This is a genomic window from Streptomyces sp. AC512_CC834, assembly GCF_019049325.1.
Classification (GTDB): domain Bacteria; phylum Actinomycetota; class Actinomycetes; order Streptomycetales; family Streptomycetaceae; genus Streptomyces.
The window spans coordinates 215,529-232,196 of record NZ_JAGMUO010000034.1; the positions used below are offsets into that span (position 1 = coordinate 215,529).

General features: G+C 71.8%; 12 protein-coding genes. 5 read left to right on the forward strand and 7 right to left on the reverse strand.

All coding sequences use genetic code 11. The features are described from left to right. Positions 1-28 precede the first annotated feature (28 nt). The 6 genes from KUM40_RS42420 to KUM40_RS14230 form a co-directional block, all read right to left on the reverse strand. Positions 29-922: an SAM-dependent methyltransferase gene (locus KUM40_RS42420; protein WP_217166247.1), complete on the reverse strand. Its 894-nt coding sequence runs from the start codon at positions 920-922 to the stop codon at positions 29-31. Position 923: 1 nt separating this feature from the next. Further along, complete coding sequence (locus KUM40_RS14210) at positions 924-1,706, reverse strand: class I SAM-dependent methyltransferase (protein ID WP_217166249.1); 783 nt, start codon at positions 1,704-1,706, stop codon at positions 924-926. A gap of 81 nt (positions 1,707-1,787) precedes the next feature. Then, positions 1,788-2,516: a hypothetical protein gene (locus tag KUM40_RS14215; protein WP_217166251.1), complete on the reverse strand. Its 729-nt coding sequence runs from the start codon at positions 2,514-2,516 to the stop codon at positions 1,788-1,790. 4 nt (positions 2,517-2,520) lie between these two features. Further along, complete coding sequence (locus tag KUM40_RS14220) at positions 2,521-3,993, reverse strand: coproporphyrinogen-III oxidase family protein (RefSeq protein ID WP_217166253.1); 1,473 nt, start codon at positions 3,991-3,993, stop codon at positions 2,521-2,523. A 270-nt stretch (positions 3,994-4,263) separates the two neighbouring features. After that, positions 4,264-4,434, reverse strand: a complete 171-nt coding sequence (locus tag KUM40_RS14225; RefSeq protein ID WP_217166255.1) for a hypothetical protein — start codon at positions 4,432-4,434, stop codon at positions 4,264-4,266. A 58-nt stretch (positions 4,435-4,492) separates the two neighbouring features. Further along, positions 4,493-5,905 carry a radical SAM/SPASM domain-containing protein gene (locus KUM40_RS14230; protein ID WP_308401141.1) on the reverse strand — a complete coding sequence of 471 codons (1,413 nt, stop codon included), beginning with the start codon at positions 5,903-5,905 and terminating at the stop codon, positions 4,493-4,495. A gap of 272 nt (positions 5,906-6,177) precedes the next feature. Between KUM40_RS14230 and KUM40_RS14235 the strand changes: the two genes are divergently transcribed. The 4 genes from KUM40_RS14235 to KUM40_RS14250 all read left to right on the forward strand — a co-directional run bounded on the left by KUM40_RS14235 (position 6,178) and on the right by KUM40_RS14250 (position 11,043). Then, complete coding sequence (locus tag KUM40_RS14235; RefSeq protein ID WP_217166257.1) at positions 6,178-8,031, forward strand: gamma-glutamyltransferase family protein; 1,854 nt, start codon at positions 6,178-6,180, stop codon at positions 8,029-8,031. A gap of 95 nt (positions 8,032-8,126) precedes the next feature. After that, on the forward strand, positions 8,127-8,972 hold the full coding sequence (locus KUM40_RS14240; protein ID WP_217166258.1) for an inositol monophosphatase family protein: 846 nt from the start codon (positions 8,127-8,129) through the stop codon (positions 8,970-8,972). 110 nt (positions 8,973-9,082) lie between these two features. Then, positions 9,083-10,492, forward strand: coding sequence for an NAD(P)/FAD-dependent oxidoreductase (locus KUM40_RS14245; RefSeq protein ID WP_217166259.1), 1,410 nt, complete (start codon positions 9,083-9,085; stop codon positions 10,490-10,492). 41 nt (positions 10,493-10,533) lie between these two features. Then, entirely contained in the window at positions 10,534-11,043 is a 510-nt protein-coding gene (locus KUM40_RS14250) for an O-acetyl-ADP-ribose deacetylase (RefSeq protein WP_217166260.1), read from the forward strand. A gap of 19 nt (positions 11,044-11,062) precedes the next feature. Here KUM40_RS14250 and KUM40_RS14255 read toward each other — a convergent pair whose 3' ends face one another. After that, on the reverse strand, positions 11,063-12,451 hold the full coding sequence (locus tag KUM40_RS14255) for an RICIN domain-containing protein (RefSeq protein WP_217166261.1): 1,389 nt from the start codon (positions 12,449-12,451) through the stop codon (positions 11,063-11,065). A gap of 281 nt (positions 12,452-12,732) precedes the next feature. On the opposite strand from KUM40_RS14255, the gene KUM40_RS14260 reads away from it, so the two are divergent. Further along, positions 12,733-16,659 carry a glycoside hydrolase family 2 TIM barrel-domain containing protein gene (locus KUM40_RS14260; RefSeq protein ID WP_217166262.1) on the forward strand — a complete coding sequence of 1,309 codons (3,927 nt, stop codon included), beginning with the start codon at positions 12,733-12,735 and terminating at the stop codon, positions 16,657-16,659. Positions 16,660-16,668 lie beyond the last annotated feature (9 nt).

Below are 16,668 nucleotides of genomic sequence, written 5' to 3' on the forward strand. Positions count from 1 at the left end.
AGCCCAGTAGCCCGGTGGTCCGTGGCCGTCAGTAGTAGTCGCGCATCAGGTCGTCCACCCAGTCCGGCTGGACGACCTCCTCGCGCGGGCCGAACTGCCGCAGATACGGCTTGATGTCGAGCACGGGGGTGCCGTCCACGGCGTCGAGACCCATGACGTGCAGGTCGAGACCGTCGGTCCGCAGCAGCCGGCAGCGTGAGACGCCGAGCCGGTTGGGGCGGTTCTTGCCGCGCTGGGCGAAGATCCCCGCCGACGGCCACTCCGGGTTGTTCCGGGGGTGGCGCGCGCCCTCCTGCACCTTGTGCGGCGGGACGCGGTGGAAGCGGAAGACGACTTCGAGGTGGGAGAAGGAGTCGAGGCCGAGCACCGCGTCCGTGCCGAACCGGTCGGCGTCGAGCCGGATGACGGAGGCGACGGGACCCCAGTCGTCGTCGACGATCTCCCGGCGGTCGCTGTGCACGTACGCGACCGGTACGACGTCGGTGATCGCCCCGGCCGCCCCGGCCGCCCCGGTCTCGGTCGTCGCGGTCGCCCCGAGCCCGCTCCCCGCGTCTCCTGTCCGCGGGGTCCACACCTCGTCCCGTACGAGCAACTCGCCCGCGGGGGCGCGCTGGACCGCGAGGTAGATGTCCTCGGCGGGGACCCGCAGCAGGCCCGCGAGCCGCTCCTGGAGCAGCCGCAGCAGTCGGCCGACCCGGTCCCTGTCGTAGCTCTCCTTGCACACGACGAGGCCGACAGGCGCGGTGGCACCCTCGCTCCCGTTCCACTCGGGCCGGTGGAAGGATCCGGGCTCCAGCCGCTGCCACCACAGCCAGCACTGGCCGCGGTCGAGTCCGAGCAGCGTCGTCACGTCGTCGGACAGCTTCTCCAGCGCCGCCGCACCCGGACTCGGAGCCGGTGAGAACAACCTGATGACGGGCATGTCAGCGGCTCCCCGTGAGCGGCTTGACCCCGATCACCATGCAGGTGCGTACGGGGATGAGGTACTCGTCGCCGTCCTGGCGGATGCCCAGCGCCTCCCGGTGCGGGGCGGGGGCCTCGGCCAGCCGGCGGCGGATGGCCTCCTCGGCCTCGGCGCCGGACGAGGCGATCTCGCACCACCGTTTGACGGGCACCCCGGTGCGGCTCTCGGACTGCGAGCCCCGGGCCACCGGGACGTTCAGCCCGGCGTCGAGCAGGAAGCGGGTCCACTCGGCGAGGGTGTAGCTGCGCCGGTGCGTCGGGTCGTGCAGGATCTCCAACGCGTGGTTGAGGGCGTCGATCTCGGGTTCGTCGTGTCCTTCGAGGTCGATGACGGCCAGCCGCCCGCCGGGGCGCAGCAGCCGGGCCATCTCGGCCACCGCCCGCGGTATGTCCCGGAAGTGGTGCGGGGCGAGACGGGAGACGACGAGATCGAAGGAGGCGTCGGGGAAGGGGAGTTCCTCGGCGTGGGCCTCGACGGTCTCGACGGGAGCCCCGCGTTCGGCGGCGAGCCGGCGGAAGGACTCCAGCATGTTGGGCGCCGGGTCCACCCCGACCAGCCGGGCGGGCCGCTCTCCGGCGAACGACAGGGCCAGGTGGCCGGCTCCGCAGGCCACGTCGCAGATGGCGCTGCCCGTCTGCGGGCCAAGCGTCTCGTGCAGGGCCTCCATCGTGGGGCTGGAGCGGTGCACCTCGCTGGTCGCGAAGTTCTCGGCGATCTTGTCGAATCGCTGACTGGAGAGCATCTCGTACGCTGCCTTCTGCTAGATCTGCCGACGGGTGCGGGTCACGGGTGCGGGTCATGGGTGAGGGTTACGGGCGGTGCGTCAGCCGGGGCCGCCGCCCACCAGGGTGGTGAGCGCCGGGACCGGGTCCGCGCGGGCAACGGAGTCGGGGCCGCAGGGCTGGAGAGTGTGGCCGAGCCCCTCGAGTACGTGCACGCCGACCTCGATGGAGCGCCGGCCGATCACCCGGCCCGCCGACCAGTCGCCGTACACGCCGGGGTCGAACACCGCGGGCGGCAGGGAGCCGTCCGCGTCCGTCACGTATCCGACGAGGTCGAGGCTGCCGTAGACCAGGTCGAGCGAGGTGAGGCGGGAGGTGAGGAAGGCGTCCTCCTCGACGACGGTGCCCACCAGGACCACCCGCGCCGCCCTGCGCGGTGTGCCGCTCTCCAGCAGACGCAGCAGCGCCTGCCCGCCCAGCGAGAAGCCGATCAGGGCGAGCGGTCCGCGCATCAGGTGACCGTGGGCGTAGAGCAGTTGGGAGATCCGGTCGGCGCGGGCCCGCTGGTCGGCGGCGGTCGAGGGCGTCCCGGGGGCCCGCACGGGCATGTCGCACTGCAGGACCTGGGCGCCGCCGGCCACCAGGCTCCGGGTGAGCGCGTCCAGCAGCCGGTCGTCGCGTCCGTCGCCGTCCACCGCCGCCACGCTTCCGGGGCCCGCGAGCAGGACCGTCGCGTTCGCCGGGCCGGCCGGGAAGGACCGCATCGTGCGGTAGGCCGCGCCGGCCGGGTCCCTGCGCCACTGGATGCGCCGATGCGTGGTCGTGGTCACCGGGTCACCTGCGGCAGACGGCCTCGGCGAAGCCGCCGACGCGCTGGTGGAAGTAGACGCTGATGATCTCCTCGTGCAGCGCCTCGCCGTCCAGGGTGGGCAGCACGCTCTCCGGCGCGCCCGGCACGGGTTCCACGAGTTCGCGTGCCATCAGGTCGGCGAAGACGGAGGCGAACGGCTCGTCGCGGAACAGCTCGACGCCGAACCGGCGGCGGAACCGCGCCGCGTCGATGGGCTGGTTCGCCTTGAACGCGAAGCCGAGGACCATGCCGATGGCCTCATGTCCCGTCAGGCGCCGCCCGGGAGCGAGCGGCAGACCCGGCCCGTCCTTGAGGCGGCGCGCGTAGCCGGAGATGTCGGCGACGTTGTGGGTCTGCACCACGGTGTCCCCGCCGCCGGTGAGCCAGCCGTAGGCACCGGGGCCGTAGGCGATCATCGAGTCGTGGCGCTGCCACTTGTTGCGCGAGACGCGGGGGATGTTGCCGTCCGGGTAGACGCCGGGCCGGTTCCACCAGCCGCAGGGGCTCGGGCGGTAGCCGCCGTCGAGCAGCAGCTCCACGACGGCCTCGCGCATCGCGTACGTCTCGCCGAGCGTGGGGAAGAGGTCCTGCTCCCGCAACCGGCTCTTGACGCTCTCCACGTTCCACAGGGCGCGGTTGCCGATCCCCATCCCGGCCCGGTCCGCGTTGCGCAGCCGGTAGATGGTGATGGTGGGCACTTCGAGGTCGATCAGCCGCCGGATGTCGTCGGCGACCTTCGCGGCGCTCTGGTGCGGCAGCCCGAACATCATGTCGACGTTGTACGGCCTGCCGGTGGCCCGGAGTTTCTCGATGGCCCGCACCGACATGACGGCGTCGTGGCCGCGCCCGGCGAAGGCGTTGACCTCGCTCTGCAGGGACTGGACGCCGACGCTGAAGCGGTTGAAGCCGATCTCCCGGGCCTCGGCGAGCTCGTCCTGCTGGAAGTTGTCCGGGTTGCCCTCCAGGCTGATCTCGCAGTCGTCGGAGAGCGTGTAGTGGGCGCGTACATGGCCGAGCAGGCGTGCCAGTTGCTCGGTGCCGAGCAGGGAGGCGGTGCCGCCGCCGAGATATACGGACTCGATCACGGCGTCGGACAGCCAGGGGGAGTGGGCGAGCCCGCGCGTGGACTCGTCGAGCAGCAGGTCGGTCCAGATCCGCGGGGCGGCGTCGCCCTCGGGGCCGTCGGGGACCTTGCGCTTGACGTAGTTGCAGAAGTGGCACACGTACTTGCACAGCGGGACGTGGAAGTAGAGGTGCGCGGGCCGTCCGGCACCCGGGTGGTGACGCAGGGCGTGCGCGACCTCCGAAGGGGACAGCGTCTGACCGTAGTTGGCCGTGACGTTGATGTTGTACTCGTCCTGGCCGATGTTCAGCGCGGGGTTCTCCCGGAGCAGCCGCGCGAGTCCTGTGCCGGGGCGCAGCGCGGTACTGCCGGCCGAAACAGCCGTCTTGCTCATCGCGACCTCGTCTCCGTGAAGCCTTCTGTGCGGGCGGCGTTGGACAGGGATCCCCGGGTCGTCCGGCCGGGCCGCGTCGTCGGGCCGCGTCGTCGGGCCGCGTCGTCGGGCCGCGTCGTCGGGCCGGGTGGTCGGGCCGGTCGGTCGGGGAGGTACGGATGGCGCTCGGTGAGCGGCCCCTCCCGGCCCGCCCCTCAGCGGGTCGGGAAGGCGGTCCACCACTGTGCGGTCGGTTGTGCGGTCCGTCCGCGAGGACGTGACGAGGTCCCCTCAGACCTCGACCTCGATGACCGTGGGCTCCGTGATGTTGGTGCTCTCCACCAGCGTCTCGGCGGGCGCGGTGGCGTTGGCGGCGCCGACGGCGCTCAGGGTCACGCCTTCCTGCCCCGGCTCCAGATGGATGCGGATGACCTTCTTGTCTTCGGGCTTCTCTTCGGGCATGCCGGTGTTCCCTTCGGTTCGGGCGGAGCCGGTGGCGCCGCCGCGGACGGGGACCCGCTCACGTCGTCGGGAGCGGGAGCTTGGTGGGGCCCGGCGGATCGGCCGGCCGTGACGGGCGCGGCGTCAGCGTCAGGCGTACGTTGTTCTGCTTGCGGGCCCGCCAGTAGCGGCCGGCGCGCAGCGTGAACTCCTGCAGGTACTCGGTGGCGCCGCAGCCCTTCGGGTCGCCGGTGATGTTCCGGGCCAGCGGCGGGCAGCGGAACTGGCACCAGATGTCCTCCTGGGCCACCGGGCACACCCCGCACACGGAGTGGTCGCTGAACCGGATGTCGCGGAACTCGTCGAAGCCGTTCTCCCAGATGTCCGCGAACGGCCGCCCGGTGATGTTCCCGGCCCGGTAGAGCTGTCCCGACATGCAGTTGCTGCACGGGTAGACGTCGCCGCGGCTGTTGACGTAGACGACCGAGCGGCCGCACTTCTCCTGGCCGACGGCGCGTTCGAGGCGCTGGCAGAACTGGACGGTGTCGACGCCGCGGATCTCGTCCGCGGCGCGCCGTTCCGGGGGACCCGTGGGCCTCCTCCCGGGCTCGGCCTGGGAACCGGTCCCGGGCTCAGAACCGGTCCCGGGCTCCAGGTCCGGTTCGGTGGAGTAGCGGTCCATGCAGCGCCGGTAGACCTCGAAGACCTCGTCCACGTCCTCCGGGCGCAGCAGCATGTCCGGGTGGAGCAGCGCGCGGCCCACCGGGTGGGTCTCCAGCCACTGGGGCCTCGGGTAGCCGCGCTCGGCGCACCACTCGAAGATCTCCTCCGCGTCCTGGATGTTGTCCCGGTGGACGGAGATGGCGGTGCGGAACACGTGCCCGTGGGCGCGCATCATCTCGAAGGCGCGCTCCAGCTTGGGGAAGTCCATCTTCCCGCGGACCGTGCGCTCGGGGTCGGCGGTGTCGAAGCTGATGAAGAAGGACTGGCCGGGCGGGATCGCCGCCAGCCGCTCCTCGGTGACGAGCAGGCCGTTGGTGAAGATCTGCGTGCTGAACGGCTTGCTGCGGGCGTGGCGGATGATCTCGACCGCGTCCCGGTGGGAGAAGATCTCGCCGCCGGTCAGGAACACCTGGAGGACGCCCATGTCGGCGAAGTCGTCGAGGAGTTCCTTGATGCGCGGGGTGGAGATCTCGTCGGGCCGCTTCAGCGCGGAGTCCGCGTAGCAGTGCTTGCAGCGCAGGTTGCAGAGGTTCGTGGTCTCCACGAAGGCGATGGCGGGGGCGGGCAGATGGAACCGGTCCAGCGTCACCAGGGGGTCGCTGAGCGCGTGGGTCATCAACTCCTCGGAGGACACGGGCTGTCCGGAGTTGTGGAGCCGGATGAGCTCACGCGCCGAGGCGGCCAGGAACTCGACGTGCCCGCCTGGCAGCAGCGCGACGAGCCCGCCTTCGTTCACCTGGAAGGGGATCTTCTGCACGGTCTTCTGCACGAGCCCTGCCTCTCCTGATCACGTGGTCACGGGACGGCGGAACAATCAAGCCACATCAAGTCAACGTGCGTTGAACTCATGTTGTGATGAACTCTACGAAGGATGAATAGTCTTGGCAAGGGGTGGGGACGCGACCTCGTCCGGGGATGCCGGAGGCGGGGGAGGCGGGGAAGAAGCGGCACAGCGTGATCGATAGCCTTCTGGGGGAGCGGGAGGAGAAGACCCTTGGCGCAAACTCCCCGGAATCCGCAAAAGGCAAGGTGAGAGGCCCTATGTTCACCACTCGACCCACCCTCCAGGGCACCTTCGGAATGGTGTCCTCCACCCACTGGCTGGCCTCGCAGTCGGCCATGGCGGTACTGGAGGGCGGGGGCAATGCCTACGACGCCGCCGTCGCCGGTGCCTTCGTGCTGCACGTCGTCGAGCCGCACCTCAACGGGCCCGCCGGAGAGGCGCCGATCCTGCTCGCCCCGGCGGACGGCGAGGTACGGGTGCTGTGCGGACAGGGCGTGGCGCCGGCCGGGGCGACGATCGCGCACTACAAGGGGCTCGGCCTGGACCTCGTCCCCGGCACCGGGCCTCTCGCCGCCGCCGTGCCCGGTGCCTTCGACGCCTGGCTGCTCCTGCTGCGCGACCACGGCACCAGGTCACTGGCCGAGGTGCTGAAGTACGCCATCGGCTACGCCGAGCACGGGCACGCGCCCGTGGAGCGCGTCGCGGACACCGTCGAGACCGTCCGGGAGCTCTTCGAGACCGAGTGGACGTCCTCCGCCGAGGTCTACCTGCCGGGCGGCCGACCGCCCCGCCCCGGCGAGCTGTTCCGCAACCCCGCCCTCGCCGCGACCTGGAAACGGCTGCTCGCGGAGGTCGCCGCCGCCGGGGACCGGGAGGCGGAGATCGACGCGGCTCGGGAGGTCTGGCGCACCGGGTTCATCGCCGAGGCCCTCGTACGGCAGGCAGGCCGGCCCACCATGGACACCAGCGGCGAACGCCACACCGGCACCCTGACCGCCGCCGACCTCGCCGGCTGGTCCGCCCACTACGAGGCCCCCGCGACCTACGACTGGAACGGCTGGACCCTGTGCAAGGCCGGCCCGTGGAGCCAGGGCCCCGTCCTGCTCCAGCAGTTGGCGCTGCTCCCGCCCGAACTGCCCGCCTACGGATCCGCCGACTACGTCCACCTGCTCGTCGAGGGCTGCAAGCTCGCCATGGCCGACCGGGAGGCCTGGTACGGCGACGCGCACGGCGCGGACGAGGTGCCCCTCGACGACCTGCTGTCGCCGCGGTACAACGCGGCACGGCGGGCGCTCGTCGGTGACAAGGCGTCCTTCGAACTGCGGCCCGGCGCTCCGGGTGGGCGCGCCCCCCGGCTCAGCGCGCACGCGCTCGTCGCGGCCGTGGAGGGCGAGGGCCTCGACGCCCTGGGAATCGGCGAGCCGACGGTCGCCAAGAGCCCGACGTCCCCCGTGCCGGGCGAACCGAACGTGCCGGGTGAACCGGACGTCGCCGCCGACGGGGGCACCCGCGGCGACACCTGCCACCTCGACATCGTGGACCGCTGGGGCAACATGGTCTCGGCCACGCCCAGCGGCGGCTGGCTCCAGTCCAACCCCGTCGTACCCGAACTGGGCTTCCCGCTCGGCACCCGGCTCCAGATGACCTGGCTGGAGGAGAACCTGCCCAACTCACTCACCCCCGGCCGCCGCCCGCGCACCACGCTCACCCCGTCCCTCGCCCTGCGCGACGGGGTGCCCGTCATGGCGTTCGGCACGCCCGGCGGCGACCAGCAGGACCAGTGGCAACTGCACTTCTTCCTCGCGGTCGCACTGCGGGCACAGGTGCGCGGCGGCCTCGACCTCCAGGGCGCCGTCGACGCCCCGAACTGGCACAACGACAGCTTCCCCGGTTCCTTCTTCCCGCGCGGCATGCGGGCGGGAAGCGTCACCGTGGAGTCCCGGATGCCGGCCGAGGTCGTCGAGGAGCTGCGGCGCCGCGGCCACGACGTCACGGTGGGCGAGGCGTGGTCGGAGGGCCGCCTGTGCGCCGTCGCGCGGGACCCGCGGACGGGCGTGCTGTCGGCGGCGGCGAACCCGCGCGGCATGCAGGGCTACGCGGTCGGCCGCTGACCGGCACGCTCGCGCGCACCGGGTGTTCGTGTCGATTCCACCCGGAGTACCCCACCCGGGTGGGGATTGTCAGTGGCGCGTGCTCTCATGGAGCCATGATCGAGAACAACGAAACCATCGACGAGTTTCTCGCCCGGCACACCGACGACGTGGAGGAGGCCGTCCGCAAGGCGGCCGCTCAGGAGATCATGCCGCGCTGGCGCCGGCTCGCGGCACACGAGGTCGACCAGAAGGCCGGCCCGCACGACCTGGTGACCGACGCCGACCGCAAGGCCGAGCTGTACCTCACCGAGGTCCTCGCCGACCTGCTCCCGGGCTCGGTGGTGGTCGGCGAGGAGGCGGTGCACGCGAACCCCGTGTCGTACGAGGCGATACGCGGCGACGCGCCGGTGTGGATCATCGACCCGGTCGACGGGACACGCCAGTTCGTGCGCGGCGAGGAGGGCTTCTGCACGCTGGTCGCGCTCGCCCGCCACGGAGTCGTCCACGCCTCCTGGACCTACGCCCCCGCCGACGACCGGCTCGCCACGGCCGTACGGGGCCGGGGCGCCTTCCTGGACGGCGAGCGGCTGTACGCCGGACCGCCCGAGCCCGGCCGCGACCTGCGCATCGCCACCTCCCACCCGGACTACACGACGGACGAGCAGAAGCGCGACCTGCTGACCCTGCGCACCCCGGGCGTGGCACCCCGCCCCTGCGGCTCGGCCGGCCTGGAGTACCTCGCGGTCGCCCGCGGCGAATCCGACGCCACTGCGTTCTCCTGGGAGGCCGCGTGGGACCACGCCGCGGGACTCCTCCTGGTCGAAGAGGCGGGCGGCACCCACCTGACCCGTACGGGCGAGCCCTTCCGCATCACCGGTGACAATGACCTGCCGTTCACCGCGGCCCGCGACGCGGCCACCGCCCGCCGGGTGGTGGCACTGCTGTCGGGCCAGGCCTGATTCCCGTCGTCCGGGACGGCCGGGGCCCCGCGCCCGCGCGCTGTCGGACCCCGGGCATATCCTGATCCCGAGTGGCCATCGGCTGACGAAGGGGTCCCAAGGTGCCGTCGATGCTCGATGCGGTCGTAGTGGGTGCGGGGCCGAACGGACTGACCGCAGCCGTGGAGCTGGCCCGCCGCGGCTTCTCGGTCGCCGTGTTCGAGGCCCGGGGCACCGTGGGCGGCGGCGCGCGCACGGAGGAGCTGACCCTGCCCGGCTTCCGGCACGACCCGTGCTCCGCCGCGCACCCGCTCGGCATCAACTCACCCGCCTTCCGAGACCTCCCCCTGGAGCGGTACGGCCTGGAGTGGCTGCACGCGAAGCTCCCCATGGCGCACCCCTTCCCGGACGGCTCGGCCGCCGTGCTGTCCCGGTCGGTCGGCGAGACGGCCGCCTCCTTCGCCGCGCGCGACGCGGGCGCGTACCGCAGGCTCGTCGAGCCCTTCCTGCCCCGGTGGGACACCCTGGCCCGCGACTTCATGTCCCTGCCGCTCACCTCCCTGCCCCGCGACCCGGTCACCCTCGCCCGGTTCGGACTGGTCGGCCTGCCCCCGTCGACGTGGCTGATGCGCCGCTTCCGCGACGAGAGGGCCAAGACCCTCTTCGCCGGCCTCGTCGCACACGTCATGGCCCCGCTCGGCGGCTTCGCCACCGGAGCCATAGGCCTGGTCTTCGCGCTGGCCGCACACGCCCGCGGCTGGCCCGTGGCCCGCGGCGGCTCCCAGGCCGTCTCCGACGCCCTCACCGCCTACCTCAAGACCCTCGGCGGCACCGTCCACACCGACTACGAGATCAAGCGCCTCGACGACCTGCCGCCCGCGCGGGCATACGTCTTCGACACCTCGCCCACCGCCCTGGCCCGCATCGCCGGCCTCGGCAACCACTACGCGAACTACCGGTACGGCCCCGGCGCCTTCAAGATCGACTACGCGCTGGACGGCCCCGTCCCCTGGACCGCCGAGGAACCCCGCAGCGCCGGCACCGTACAGATCGGCGCCGACAGCGCGGAGATCGGCGCCGCCCTGGACGCGGCCTCCGGCACGAACCGCGCGCCCGAGCGGCCGTTCCTCATCACCGTGCAGCCCAGCGTCGCCGACCCCACCAGGGCCCCGGCCGGCCAGCACGTCTTCTGGGCCTACGGCCATGTCCCCAACGGCTGGACCGGCGACCTCACCGACGCCATAGAACGCCAACTGGAGCGCTTCGCCCCCGGCTTCCGCGACCGCGTCCTCGCCCGCGCCACCGCCGGCCCGCCCGAACTCGCCGCCCGCAACGCCAACTACGTCGGCGGCGACATCTCCTCCGGCGCGGCCTCCGGCCTCCAACTCCTCCTGCGCCCCAAGCTGTCCCTGTTCCCGTACTCCACCCCGCACCCGGCCGTCTTCATCTGCTCCTCGGCCACCCCGCCGGGCCCCGGCGTCCACGGCATGTCGGGCCACAACGCGGCGAAGGCCGTCTGGCGCAGACTCCGCCAGACCTGACCCCGAACGCGAACGACAACCGAGCGGAGCGAGGTCCGGCCATGCCCACCATCACCCTCGTCCAGGGCGACATCACCCGCGAGAGCGCCGACGCGATCGTCAACGCCGCCAACTCCTCCCTCCTCGGCGGAGGCGGCGTCGACGGCGCCATCCACCGGCGCGGCGGCCCCTCGATCCTCGCCGAGTGCCGCAGGCTCCGCGCGGGACACCTCGGCAAGGGCCTGCCCACCGGCCGTGCGGTCGCCACCACCGCGGGCGACCTGGACGCGCGCTGGGTGATCCACACGGTCGGCCCGGTGCACAGCACCACCGAGGACCGCTCCGCCCTCCTCGCCTCCTGCTACCGCCAATCCCTCCGCGTCGCCGACGAGTTGGGCGCCCACACGGTCGCCTTCCCGGCCATCTCCACCGGCGTCTTCCACTGGCCCCTGGACGACGCGGCCCGCATCGCCGTCGAAACGGTACGAGCCACCGACACGTCGGTCACGGAGGCCCGTTTCGTCCTCTTCGACGACCGGGCGTACGAGGCGTTCGCGGCCCGGACCGGCTGAGGGCGGTGGGAGCACGCCCTCAGCGCGTGCTCCACTTCTGATTGTCCCGGCCGTTGCACTCCCAGAGGTGGAGCCTGGCGCCGTTGCCGGTCTTCTGGTCGACGACGTCCACGCACTTGTTGGCCTGCACATTGACCAGGTCCTTGGGTCCGGCCAGGATGAACTGCTGGGCCGGGTTGCCGCTGCACACCGCGACCTGGACCACCGTTCCGTTGGCCGTGCCGCCCCAGGTCGCGTCCATGCACAGGCCCATCGACCGGATCGTGCCGTCGGAACGGAAGTCCCACTTCTGCCAGTTCTTGCCGTTGCAGTCCGCGATCTGCAGCGGCGCGCCGTCTCTCCACTTGTGTCCCGCCACCTCGATGCAGCGGTTCGAGGCGTGGCCGTAGATGGTCGTGCCGGGGGCGACGGTCTCGGGGGCGGCCTCGGTACCGGGCTTCTCCTCGCTGCCCCCGCCCGACGTCTCCTTCGCGGGATTCTCGGGCTTCTTGGGGGGCGACGCCTCTTCGTCGTCGCCGTCGTCCTTCGGCTCCCGGGTGGCCGGCTGCTGCGTCTGCGGCTGCTCGGCGGGCGCGGACTCGGCGGTACTGGGCAGGGTCTGCGGGGTCGCGCCGGCGCTGGGGGCGAGCGCGGCGCCCGCCTGCTGGGTCTGCTCGGTGGCACTCGTACGGACCTGCGGCTTGTACGCGAACCAGATCATCACGAACGCGATCGCGAGCGCGACGAAGATACCGAAGAAGGTCGCAAGCCAGCGCGGCAGGAAACCCCGCTGCACGTAGGTGCCCTCGACATCGGTGGGGTCGACGCCGGAACGCCGCACCGCCAGCTTGTACGGCCGTTCCTCCTTCGCCCCGAACCAGATGAGCTGCTTCGGCTTCAGCGTCGTCTCCACGAACGCCGCACGCCCCGGCTCGATCTGTACGTTCGACGGCCGGATCTCGTACGACAGATGGTCACCGGTGTCGCTGCCCGCGACGGACGCCGTGACCTTCGTGTTGCCGAGGTTGTCCACCGCCAGCTTGGGCCGGCCACGGAAGCGCCCCTTCACCGTCGGCGGCACCAACTCGGCCCGCACCTCGGTGAACGAGGTGATCGTGAGGTTTCCCTCCGGCACCGTCACCGCGTCCGGATGTTCCGTCGGTGTGATCCGCACGGCGTAGGGGTTCGGACCGGCCGCCGCGTCCGGGGTACGAGGCGGCGCGAAGGTCAGCTCCACGGTGCCGGTCGTGCCGGGATACAGGCGCAGGGTCTGTGGCTCGACCGTCATCCAGGGCGCCACGTCACCGACGGGCTCGAACCGGTACTCGTCCACCACGTCGCCGGTATTACGCACCCGCAGCCGTACGCGCGTACTGCTGCCGGGGTCCACTGTCGCGGACGCGGGCTCCACGGAAGTCCACAGGCTCACAGGGAGACGTTACGTGGTGATCGCGTCGCCGACAGGAGCCCTTGGGGCAGTCCGGGGTGCCCCAACGGCCCTTGTCTCATGACCGGCCGTCCTGAAGACAGCCACCCTCACCAGGAACGAACAAACTCCGACGGGGTAATTGATTCGGTTGTGTTCGGGTTCTAGGGTGTGCCTGACTCAGTAGTCGCCGCGTCACCGGCAGTTGTGAATCCCCACTCTCTCAACTGCATTCACAGCACCGTGCGTTGAGCCGCCCCCGAAGCCCACGGAAGGCCACGGTCATGCCGCACTCGCCCGTGTCACCCGCCGGATCACCGGCCCGCCCGCCCCACCGGACCCGCCCGGTCGTCAGCCGACGCCGCCTCCTGGAGGGCGGGGCCGCCGTCCTCGGCGCGCTCGCCCTGTCCGCGTCGCCCCTCGCCGCGCACGCGGCCGGGCGGCGGGCGGCGGCCGACGAGCCCCCGGAGTGGAACGACTTCGGTGTCTTCCGGCTCGGCACCGAACCGCCGCACACCACGCTCACGCCCTACGCGGACGTCGAGCAGGCCCTCGACGGCGACCGCACCCGCTCGCCCTACCGGCTGAGCCTCGACGGCACCTGGAAGTTCGCCTACGCCGACCGTCCCGAGGACCGCGACACCGACTTCCACCGCACCGACGTGGACGACGGGGACTGGGAGACCATCCCGGTCCCGTCCGTGTGGCAGCTTCACGGCCACGACTTCCCGATCTACCTGAACATCACCTACCCGTACTGGGGCCCCAACGGCCTCGGCGAGGACCCGCAGCCGCCCGCCGCGCCGACCCGCTACAACCCGGTCGGCCAGTACCGGCGCACCTTCACCGTCCCCCGCGACTGGAAGGGCCGCCGCACCTTCCTCCACTTCGAGGGCGTCAAGTCCGCACACTACGTGTGGATCAACGGCGAGCTGGTCGGCTACGACGAGGACTCCTACACCCCCTCCGAGTACGACGTCACCGACCACCTCAAGCCCGGCACCAACCAGATCGCCGTCGAGGTGTACCGCTACGCCGACGGCGACTGGCTGGAGGACCAGGACATGATCCGGCTGAGCGGCATCTTCCGCTCGGTCCACCTGTACTCCACGCCGGCCGTGCACCTGCGCGACTTCAAGCTGGACACCCCGCTCGACGACACCTACACCGGCGCCGAACTGGCCGTCACCGCGAGCGTGCGGGCGTACGGCGAGGGCGGCACCGGCCGCTACACCGTCGAGACCCGGCTGTACGACGCGCGCGGCCACGCCGTCTGGTCCCGGCCGCTGGAGCAGCCCGTCGACATCGGTTCGGCGGGCGCCGGTGAGGACGTCACCGTACGCGCCGCCAAGGCCGTGTCGAAGCCGAGGCTCTGGTCGGCCGAGCACCCGGACCTCTACACGGCCGTGCTGCGCCTGCGGGACCCGGCGGGCAAGGTGGTCGAGACCCTGTCCCACCGGGTCGGCTTCCGCGAGTTCGCGCTCAGGGACGGGCTGATGCGGATCAACGGCGAGCCCGTCTCCTTCCGCGGCACCAACCGGCACGAGATGCACCCCTCCCGCGGCACCGCGCTCAGCCGCGAGGACATGGTCAAGGACATCGAGATCATCAAGCGGATGAACATCAACAGCGTCCGCACCTCGCACTACCCCAACAACCCGTACTGGCTGGAACTGGCCGACGAGTACGGCCTCTACCTCGTCGACGAGACCAACCTCGAGACCCACGGCATCCGCGACGAGTACCCCGGCGACCACCCCGACTGGACCGAGGCCTGCGTGGCCCGCGCCCAGAACATGGTCCACCGCGACAAGAACCACGCCTCGGTCGTCATCTGGTCCCTCGGAAATGAGGCGGGCGGCGGCTCCACCTTCACCGCCATGCACGACTGGATCCGCTCCTACGACACCACCCGCGTCATCCAGTACGAGGGCGACGACCGCCCCGGCATCAGCGACATCCGCTCGAACATGTACGACAGCCCGCAGCGCGTCGAGCAGCGGGCCGCGGACACGTCCGACACCCGGCCGTACGTCATGATCGAGTACGCGCACTCGATGGGGAACTCCACCGGCAACTTCAAGAAGTACTGGGATGTCGTGCGCGCCCACGACGTGCTCCAGGGCGGCTGGATCTGGGACTTCGTCGACCAGTCCCTCTACACGCCCGTCCCCGCCCGCACCCTCCTCACCGAGGCCGGACCGGCCGGACTGCGCGGCGAGATCCTCGCCACCCGCGGCACCCTCGACCGGGACAAGGGCCTGTCCGGCATCACGGTCTTCGAGCGCGACGACAGCCTCGACCTCACCGGCTCGCTGACCCTGGAGGCCTGGGTCACCCCGGACGTGACGGGCTACCACCAGCCGATCCTGGCCAAGGGCGACACCCAGTACGCGCTGAAGCAGAACGGCCGGACACTGGAGTTCTTCATCCACTCCGAAGGGCAGTGGATCACCGCGAACTGGGACGTGCCGGACGACGACTGGACCGGACGCGAGCACCACCTCGGGGGCGTCTTCGACGCGGACGCCGGGACCCTGACCCTGTACGTCGACGGCGTCGAGCGGGCCACCCGCACCACCGACCGGCGCCCCAGCAGCAACACCGCGCCCCTCGCGCTCGCCACCGACGCCGACAACCAGGTACGGGAGTTCAGCGGCACCATCCGCCGCGCCCGCGTCTACGCCCGCGCCCTCGGCGCCACCGAACTGGCCTCCGACGGCCGCGGTCCCGGCGACGACGGCGTGCGGTTCTGGTTCGACGCGGCCACCGTGAAGACCGGTACGAAGCGGCCCGGGGACAAGACGTTCCTCGCCTACGGCGGCGACTGGGGCGACAACCCCAACGACGGCGCCTTCGTCGCGGACGGCATCGTCACCGCCGACCGCGGCCACACCGGCAAGGCCGCCGAGGTCAAACGCGTCTACCAGGCCGTCAACGCCGCCCGCGGCCCCGGCGGCGACCCCGGCGCGGTCACCCTCACCAACGAGTACCTGTTCACCAACCTCCGGGAGTTCGACGGCCGGTGGGAACTCGTCGCCGACGGAAAGGCCGTACGGCGCGGGAAACTGACCCGGGACCAACTGGACGTGGCGCCGCGGTCGAGCAAGGACATCACCGTCCCCGTCCGGCTGCCGGGCGACCCCGGCCCGGGCACCGAGTACTTCCTGGAACTCTCCTTCACCACCAAGGAGTCCACCCCGTGGGCCGAGGCCGGCTTCGAGGTGGCCCGGCAGCAGCTCCCCGTCGAGACCGGCGCCCCCGCCGTGACCCCGGCCCGCCTGCGGAGCGTCCCGGCCCTGCGCCACGAGGACCGCGACAAGGACGTCAGGGTCAGGGGCAGGGGCTTCTCGGTCACCGTCGACAAGAGCACCGGCACCATCACCTCCTACGAGGCCAAGGGCACCCGCCTGATCACCTCCGGGCCCGTGCCCAACTTCTGGCGGGCGCCCACCGACAACGACAAGGGCAACGGCCAGCACACCCGCAACCAGACCTGGCGCGACGCGGGCGCCCGCCGCGAGGTCACGGACGTCGCCGTGCGCACCCTCGGCGACCGGGCCGTCGAGATCAAGGTCACCGGCACACTGCCCACCACGGCCGAGTCGGCGTACACCACCACGTACACGGTGTTCGGCAACGGCGAGATCAAGGTCGACAACACCCTGCACCCGGGCGCCGCGAACCTGCCCTACCTCCCCGAGGTCGGCACGATGCTGTTCCTGCCGCGCCGCCTGGACCGCCTGCACTGGTACGGCCGCGGCCCCGAGGAGAACCACTGGGACCGGAACGACGGCACGGACGTCGGCCTGTACTCCGGGACCGTCGCCGAGCAGTGGACGCCGTACATCCGCCCGCAGGAGAACGGCAACAAGACCGACGTCCGCTGGATCGCCCTCACCGACCGCCACGGCGTGGGCCTGCTCGCGTCCGGCGAACCCCTGCTGGAGGCCAACGCCTCCTTCCACACGCCGGAGGACCTGTCGGCCGGCGTACGCCACGACTACCAGCTCACCCCGAGGGACGAGGTCGTCCTGCGTCTGAACCACCGCCAGATGGGCGTCGGCGGCGACAACAGTTGGGGCGCGCACACCCACGACGAGTTCAAGCTCTTCGCCGACCGGGACTACGCGTACACCTACCGGCTGCGCCCGCTCACCGACGTCCGGGACGCGATGCGCGCCTCGCGGCGGCCGACGGCGACGCAGTAGGCGGCGAGT